This is a genomic window from Deinococcus frigens DSM 12807, from assembly GCF_000701425.1.
Taxonomy (GTDB): Bacteria; Deinococcota; Deinococci; order Deinococcales; family Deinococcaceae; genus Deinococcus; species Deinococcus frigens.
This window is the reverse complement of the sequence record NZ_JNIW01000095.1, coordinates 1-8,023: the sequence shown is the minus strand read 5'-3', so window position 1 is coordinate 8,023 and position 8,023 is coordinate 1. Positions and strand designations below refer to the sequence as shown.

Here is an 8,023-nt window from a genome sequence, read left to right as displayed (position 1 = left end):
CACGTTGGGCGCCATTCGAAGTGGAGACGTGATCGCGTTCTTCCGGCATCTCCTGCGTCACATCCAGGGGAAGATCGTGGTGATTCTGGACAATGCGGGTATCCATCGGGCGAAGATGGTTCAGGCGTTCGTGGAGATCCACGAACGCCTGTCGTTGGTGTACTTGCCACCGTACGCGCCAGAGCTCAATCCAATTGAGCTCGTGTGGGCGTACGTCAAACGAAATGTGTTGGGGAATTTCTGTGCCCGTTCGGTCACCGTCCTCAAGGAGAAACTGGTCGGTGCCTGGCAGCGCGTCAGATACATCCAGTTGCCGCGCCGCTTGATGGACTCTAATTTATGCCGCGATCAATAACCGGAAAATAGTTGCTGCTCTGGGTTGCTCTCTACGGTCCGGCGGAGTCAATCTGAACAGAATTCGGTAGCGGCACTCCAGTGGGTCGTCGTAAACCAGATACCCGCCTCCCAGCCCCACTTCAATCTGCTCAGGCGTGAGGCGTTTGCAATGGCCCAGATTTCCGTCGTCCCATTCGAGTCCCTTGTGCAGGCAGCTCTCCGGCGGCTCCACGCACGGCTCTACCTGCACGCTAGTGTATGACAATCTGTTATACGCCATTGGCACTTCCCACGCTCTGACCTCCTGCCTGCACAGCTCCAGCCTCTTCAGGTTATCGGTTTCCGTACCTACCCCTCCCCCCTTCGGCTGACGTTCCCTACCGCAGCCGGGCGTTACGATGCTGCGATTTTTGCCGCCTTCCGCTCCCCTCGCCCCACTACGCCGCTAGGATGTGCCTGTGACCGACCCCAACCGCGCCCCCCTGTCTCCCAGCCCACAGCCCCAGCCTGACCCACGCTCGCCTGCCCCTATTCCTCCCACCACGCTGCCGCCCGCCACCCGCCATCCCTGGACGCCGCTGCTGCTGGGATTGATCGCACTTTCGCTGATTCCGGCGCTGCTGCTGGCTTACGGGCGCGTGCAGTACGAGCAGTCGCAGAAGACGGCGGCGTTGGTCATGGACTACCCGGCGCTGGTGATCCAGGCCCGCCGCTATGGCCTGGAGCCGCAGGCATTGCTGGACAGGTACAGGGCGCTGGGTGTGGGCGGCGTGGCGCTGTACGAGGACACCATTGCCAGCCTGGAACAGCGCGGCGAGGTGTACCTGAAAAACGGCTCTGATCTGGCGGCGGACTTTCCGGGCCAGGGGATCAAGACCAACGCGGTGTACATGCGCGCCTCCACCCCAGCCATTGCCGAGGAATTGCGAAACCGCTACACCATTCCCACGCGCGAGGTGAACATCGGGGGCCGGAGTTGGATCGAGTGGCCTTCGGACCCACGCTTTCTGCCTGCCGGGCCGGATACGGCGGCGATCAACGACTTTAAAAAGCAGGGGTTGGTCGTGGTTTACCGCCCGTATCAGGACGCCGCCATCCCCACCGCCAAGGTGGGCGCGGACTGGCCGGACGTGCCCTTTATCGCCTTCACCGGCGACGAGGTGATCGGCTCGCGTACGCCGGAGCTGCTGGCGCAGGTGGATAAAGTGATGGGCAAACGCCTTCCCGCCATTATCGAGGGCAACATTCAGGACGGGCTGGCCGACCTGGTGGCAACACACGGCGGGGTGCGGCTGTTCGCGCTGGCCCCCAGCTACCAGAACAAACTCGATCCGCTGGACGTGGCCAGCAAGTACAACCTGGCCGCCCGTGAGCGAGGGATGCGGCTGCTGTACCTGCGCCCCTACCCCACCATCAACGAGACTGAGACCATGCTGGGCCGCACCCAGGACCTGCTGAAGCGCTCCGGCGTGAAGCTGGAGATGCCGCAGTTGGGAACCTTCGCGCCCAGTTCGCTGCTCAAGGCGCTGAGCATGATCGGGCCGCTGGCCGCGCTGCTGCTGCTGGGCCTGAGCTTCCCGCTGGTGCGTCTGGGCGTGATCGCGGCGGGCGTGGTGGTGCTGCTGGCCTTCGGACTGAACACTTTGCATCCCTTCGAGAGTGCCGCACTCGTGGCCGCCGTGGCCTTCCCGGCGCTGGGGCTGGTCTTGCGGCGTTCGAAGGTCACCGACTGGTTCCTGGCCACGGGCCTGAGCCTGGTGGGCGTGCTGTTCGTGTCGGCGCTGGGGGCCAGCCGCGAAAGCACGCTGGGTCTCGAACCTTTCCGGGGCGTGGGCCTGACGCTGCTGCTGCCGCTGACGCTGGTGGCCCTGAGCTTCCTGCCGCGCCAGGACATCCGCAAGACGGCAGCCGACATCTACGCCGCGCCCATCCGGCTGGGCGACGTGGCCGTGATGGCGCTGGGTTTCGTGCTGCTGTCACTGGTCTACGAGCGGCGCGGCAATGCCACGGGCGGCTCGGCCAGCAACTTCGAGGCGTCCCTGCGGCGTGAAGTGCAGGACTCGATCATCCGCCCGCGCTTCAAGGAAATCGCCGCGCACCCGCTGGCCTTGCTGGGTCTCAGCGGCACGCTGCCGGGGTACTTCAGCGGCCTGCTGATCCTGGCCGGGGTGGTGGGGCAGTCGAGCATCCTGAACACCTTCTCGCACTTTCACACGCCGCTGCTGATCAGCGCGGCCCGTGTGTTCATCGGTCTGGGGCTGGGCCTGCTGCTGGGCGGCCTCGCCATCTGGGCGCTGCGGTATGGGATGCAGCTGTGGAAGGGCTACGGCTCCAATCGCGTGTCTGCCAGGACTCAGCCGTGAGCCGCCGCGTGGCCGTCAGCGGCTATTACGGCTTCGGCAACACCGGCGACGAGGCGATTGCGCTGGCGATCACCCGTGAGGTCAGGAAGCGCGGCATCATGCCGCTGCTGCTGTCGAACACGCCGGGGGATTCGGCACAGACCTTCGGGTGTGAGGCGGCAGCGCGGATGAGACCTGGCGCGCTGGTTTCTGCCCTGGTTCGCTCGAACGTGCTGCTCAGCGGCGGCGGCGGTCTTCTCCAGGACAAGACCAGTGCCCGAACGCTGAGTTATTACCTGGGCGTGATCCGCCTGGCCCGCCTGATGGGCAAACGTGTGGTGGTCTTTAACCAGAGCGTCGGTCCCCTGTCCCCGCAGGGTGGGCGCAGGGTGGCCGCCGCCCTGGCCGGACTGCGCATCATCGTGCGTGACGCTGGCAGCCTGGAGACTCTGAAGGGCCTGGGCTTGAAGGGCGAGCTGGGCGGCGATCCGGCCCTGTTACTTTCGCCCACGCCGGGGTTGTCCCGTGACCTGCAAAGCGTGATCATCGCCCCGCGCGGAGACGTGACGGGGGCGCTGGAACCCTTGCAGCAGGTCACCCTGCAACTCCGCCGCGCCGGGCGGCAGGTCACGGCCCTGAGCTTCATGCCGGACCACGACGACGTGGCCGCACATGCGCTGGGAGCAAACCATGTGATCAGCACCCGCGATCCGCAGACCGCGCTGGACGCCATCGCCGGCAGCGGCTATGTCATCGGGGTGCGCCTGCACGCGCTGATCTTGGCTGCCGCCGCCGGAACACCCTTTTCCGGCGTCGCCTACGATCCCAAGATCCAGGGCTTCTGCGCCGATGCGGGCGCGCCCAGCCACCCGGTGCCCCCCACCCCGTCCATTCTGATGGAAGAGGTCATCCGCCGCGTGACCCCCGACTGGAACGCCATCGAGGACATGAAACTGCGCGCCTTGCACAGCTTTAGCTGGGCACTGAATTAGAGCATCTGTCAAAAGAGTGGTTGACTTTTGACCGAACAAAGTGAGTGGATGTTGCGGAGTATTTGGGACGGGCACAGCTTCGTAGGAGAGAATGGAAGCATCGGGAGTCTCCTTTCCCGCTGGCTCCATTCGGACAAATGCTCTGGGGATTGGGGATGGCAGACGCCTCATACGAACTCCGATTGAAAGGTGTTGTAAACACCTGGAAATCCGAACGGAGTGAGCAGGAGAAAAACGGGTTCCGGGCGTGGAGTGTAGGAATCGGCGCTGTCCCGATTCCTACGCGAAACAAACGGAATCCGTATCAGCCTGTGCGCGCTCAAGCCCTTGGTTTGACGTAAGCGGCCAGACCCGCCAGCGCGCTGGTCAGCACGGCCAGTCCCACGGCACGCGCAAAATGGGTCAGGGTGCCCAGACCGAATTGACCGCTCAGGGCATGTTCCAGGCTGCCCACCGAACGAAGCCACAGCGGCGCGCCGCTCCCCAGCGAGGCGAAAGCCCCCAGCGTCAGCACCGCCAGCCCCAGTGCGAGGGCGATCAGCACCGCAGTCAGCAGCCAGGCCACGGCGCGCATCAGTGTCGCGTTCCCATCAAGCCTGGCCCTGTCCGGCGGTCATCGGGCGCATTCTAGAGCATTTGCCCGAACGACGGCATCGGAACGAAGACATCTGATGCTGCTGTTCTCCCGGATGCTCGGCGAACTTCGCCCGTCGTCTTGGGCAGAACAGACGTGTATGTGGACGCTTGCCCGCCCGTTCGGTCAAGACTGGACAGTTCTTTCGACCACGCCTCTATTCAACCCCTGCCCGTCTCCTGCAAAAAACTTCACACGCCGTCCTGCCGACGCACGGGCTGTGTAGCCTGTGGACATGAGCCTGCCCGCCCGTGTTCGCGTGACCCGTCCGCCCCTTCCACTGGCCTCATCATTACGGGCCGCCGCCGCCCGGTTGTGTCCTGAAGTCCCGCTGGCGCGCCTGAATACGGCGGCCCTCGCCGTCGCCGGGGGAGCCGTGATCGGCGCGCATCTGGTCTGGGATGGGGGAGAGGTACAGGTTCTGGAAACGGGCTGGCGTGGGCGCGGGATTGAGCAGGCGTTGGCAGGGGCTGTGGCTGAGGGAAGCTGAGGCATATCTTCTTTTCCTCAGTCTCTTCCTAACGCCCGTTAGAGTGGCGCGTGGCATCATGGCCCCACACGGAGGCCCACCCCATGAGCGAGCAAGAAAGACCGGAGTTGGACGCCTGGAAGGCGCTGGCCCGCAAGGATCTAAAGGGCGCGGGGCCGGAGACCCTGAACCGCGTCACCCCTGAAGGACTGACCCTGAAAGCGCTGTACACCCGCGCCGACCTGCCTGAAAGCGGAGGGGCCAATTCCCTGCCCGGCCTGCCGCCTTACACGCGCGGCCCGCGCGCCACCATGTACGCCGCGCGCCCCTGGACCATCCGGCAGTACGCGGGCTTTTCCACCGCCGAGGCCAGCAACGCCTTTTACCGCCGCAACCTGGCCGCCGGGCAAAAGGGCCTGTCAGTGGCCTTTGACCTCGCCACGCACCGGGGCTACGACTCGGACCACCCGCGCGTGGTGGGCGACGTGGGCAAGGCCGGAGTCGCCATCGACAGCGTTGAGGACATGAAACTCCTCTTTGACGGCATCCCCCTGGATCAGATGTCGGTGTCCATGACCATGAACGGCGCAGTCCTGCCGATTCTGGCCGGGTATATCGTGGCGGGGCAGGAAGGCGGGGCGGGTTTGGATCAGCTTTCCGGGACCATCCAGAACGACATTCTCAAGGAGTTCATGGTCCGCAACACCTACATCTACCCGCCGGAACCGTCCATGCGGATCGTGGCAGACATCATTGAATTCACGGCTCAGAAGATGCCGCGCTTCAATTCCATCTCCATCAGCGGCTACCACTTGCAGGAGGCCGGGGCGAACGCCGCGCTGGAGCTGGCCTACACCCTGGCCGACGGCCTGGAATACGTGCGGGCCGCGCTGAAAAAGGGGCTGGACGTGGACGCCTTCGCCCCGCGCCTGTCGTTCTTCTTCGCCATCGGCATGAACTTCTACACCGAGGTGGCCAAGCTGCGCGCCGCCCGGCTGCTGTGGGACGAGATCATGGCGGGCTTTGGCCCCAAAAACCCCATGAGCCGCGCCCTGCGAACCCACTGCCAGACCTCCGGCTGGTCCCTGACCGAGCAGGACCCGTACAACAACGTCGTGCGAACGGCGGTGGAGGCGATGGCCGCCGTGTTTGGCGGCACCCAGAGCCTGCACACCAACGCCTTTGACGAGGCGATTGGCCTGCCCACCGAGTTCTCGGCCCGGATTGCCCGCAACACCCAGTTGCTGATTCAGGAGGAAACGGGCATCCCCGACGTGATCGATCCCTGGGGCGGCAGCTACCTGATGGAACGCCTGACCGTCGATCTGGCCGAGAAGGCCCGTGACTTGATGCGCGAGGTGGAGGAACTGGGCGGTATGGCCAGGGCCATCGAGGCCGGGATTCCCAAGCTGAGGATTGAGGAAAGCGCGGCCCGCAAACAGGCCCGCATTGACCGGGGCGAGGACGTGATCGTGGGCGTCAACAAATACCGCTTGAGTGAGCAGACGCCCGTGGAACTGCTGGAGATTGACAACGACGCCGTGCGGGAATCGCAGATCGCGCGGCTGAACAGGGTCAGGGCCGAGCGTGACCCGGAAGCTGTCAAGAATGCTCTGGACAACTTGGAGGACGCCGCCCGCAATGGCGACGGCAACCTCCTCGCCCTGTCGGTGGAGGCCATGCGCGCCCGCTGCACGGTGGGCGAGGTCAGCGACGCGCTGGAGCGGGTCTGGGGCCGTCACAGTGCCGAGGTCCGCACCCTCAGCGGCGTCTACGCGCAGGGCTACGCCGGGGACGAGGGCTTCGCCGCGCTGCAAGGCGACATCGAAGCCTTCGCTGAAGCGGAAGGCCGCCGCCCGCGCATGCTGGTGGTCAAGATGGGCCAGGACGGCCATGACCGGGGCGCGAAGGTCATCGCCACCGGATTCGCCGATCTGGGTTTCGACGTGGACGTGGGGCCACTGTTCCAGACCCCCGACGAGGCCGCGCGCCAGGCGGTGGAAAACGACGTGCATGTGATCGGCGTCAGCTCGCAGGCGGCGGGCCACAAAACGCTGATCCCACAACTGATCGCCGCGCTGCGGGGGCAGGAGGCGGGCGACATCCTGGTGATCGCGGGCGGCGTGATTCCCCAGCAGGATTACGCGGCGCTACGGGCGGCGGGTGTGGCGGGCATCTTCGGCCCTGGTACGCCAATTCTGACCAGCGCGCGGGAGGTTCTGCGGCTGCTGCATGAACGAAATACACCGAGCTAATTATGTTCTTGACAAAATATGGATTGTAGCCTAAACTGCTGTGAGTACCGGGTTCAGCTCTGAAGCCCGGCCAGCTCAACCTCTACAGGAGGCAAAATCCATGACCCAGACCCAAACGACGGCCCCCGTCGCGTCCTCGCCCATGACCATCTGCGCCGGAGAACCGATCTGGGTAGAGCTGACCACGCCCACACCGCAGCAGGCGCGCGATTTTTACGCTGCCCTGTTCGGCTGGACATACCAGATTTCAGAGGAATTCGGCGGCTACGCGACCGCCCATAGCGGGGGCAACAAGGCAGCGGGCATCTCGCCCCCACCGCCAGCAGGGATGGATGCCTCCTCGCAGTGGCTCATTTATTTTGACAGTGAAGACATCGTGGCCGACGCCCAACACGTCAAGGCGCTCGGTGGTACGGCCTTTGAGGGGCCAGTGCGGATTGGCACCCAGGGTCAGGCACACCACGTCACCGATCCCAGCGGAGCCATGTTCGGGCTGTGGCAGGACGATCAGCATGGCGGCTTTCTTGGCAATGACGGGCCGGGCCGTCTGGTCTGGGCCGAGGTCAACACCCGCGATTCGGCGTCCGCCGTGGACTTCTACAGCCAGCTCCTAAATGCCGACGCTCAGCAACTCCCTGGCGCGGACTACCATCAGCTTCTGCACGGGGAAACGGGCTTTGCGGGTGTGTCGGGCAACGCGCAGAATTGGGAAGCCGTGAACGCGGGCGGCTGGATGGTCTATTTCTTCACCGAGGACGTGGATAGAACGGCGCAAATGGCCGTGCAGAACGGCGGTAAAGTGCTGGTGGCCCCCTTTGATATGCCCTATGGCCGTATGGCGGTGCTGACCGACCCGGCAGGTGCGGTCTTCACGGTCATGAATCCGCAACCAGCGGGCGCTTATTGATCGCGGCATAAATTAGAGTCCATCAAGCGGCGCGGCAACTGGATGTATCTGACGCGCTGCCAGGCACCGACCAGTTTCTCCTTGAGGA

Annotated in this window: 7 protein-coding genes; 6 read left to right on the top strand and 1 reads right to left on the bottom strand. The window is 64.7% G+C overall.

The features are described from left to right. The 3 genes from Q322_RS24245 to csaB all read left to right on the top strand — a co-directional run. Nucleotides 1-355: IS630 family transposase (locus tag Q322_RS24245; RefSeq protein ID WP_034418668.1), on the top strand; the 355-nt coding region annotated here is incomplete at its 5' end. Between the two features lie 439 nt (nucleotides 356-794). Then, a complete protein-coding gene (locus Q322_RS0118900) occupies nucleotides 795-2,699 on the top strand; it encodes a DUF5693 family protein (protein ID WP_342667671.1) in 1,905 nt (634 codons plus the stop codon). Then, nucleotides 2,696-3,670: a polysaccharide pyruvyl transferase CsaB gene (csaB, locus tag Q322_RS0118895; protein ID WP_029479418.1), complete on the top strand. Its 975-nt coding sequence runs from the start codon at nucleotides 2,696-2,698 to the stop codon at nucleotides 3,668-3,670. Before Q322_RS0118900 ends, csaB begins: the two co-directional genes overlap by 4 nt. Nucleotides 3,671-3,989: 319 nt before the next feature. On the opposite strand, the gene Q322_RS0118890 is transcribed toward csaB, so the two are convergent. Further along, entirely contained in the window at nucleotides 3,990-4,244 is a 255-nt protein-coding gene (locus tag Q322_RS0118890; RefSeq protein WP_029479417.1) for a hypothetical protein, read from the bottom strand. Between the two features lie 295 nt (nucleotides 4,245-4,539). Here Q322_RS0118890 and Q322_RS22815 point away from each other — a divergent pair, with 295 nt between their 5' ends. The 3 genes from Q322_RS22815 to Q322_RS0118880 all read left to right on the top strand — a co-directional run bounded on the left by Q322_RS22815 (nucleotide 4,540) and on the right by Q322_RS0118880 (nucleotide 7,935). Continuing rightward, nucleotides 4,540-4,794, top strand: coding sequence for a hypothetical protein (locus Q322_RS22815; protein ID WP_084148097.1), 255 nt, complete (start codon nucleotides 4,540-4,542; stop codon nucleotides 4,792-4,794). A gap of 83 nt (nucleotides 4,795-4,877) precedes the next feature. After that, nucleotides 4,878-7,028 carry a methylmalonyl-CoA mutase gene (scpA, locus tag Q322_RS0118885; RefSeq protein WP_029479416.1) on the top strand — a complete coding sequence of 717 codons (2,151 nt, stop codon included), beginning with the start codon at nucleotides 4,878-4,880 and terminating at the stop codon, nucleotides 7,026-7,028. A gap of 100 nt (nucleotides 7,029-7,128) precedes the next feature. Next, the gene (locus Q322_RS0118880; RefSeq protein ID WP_051668771.1) at nucleotides 7,129-7,935 is read left to right on the top strand and encodes a VOC family protein; all 807 of its coding nucleotides are present in this window, start codon (nucleotides 7,129-7,131) and stop codon (nucleotides 7,933-7,935) included. Nucleotides 7,936-8,023: the final 88 nt, after the last annotated feature.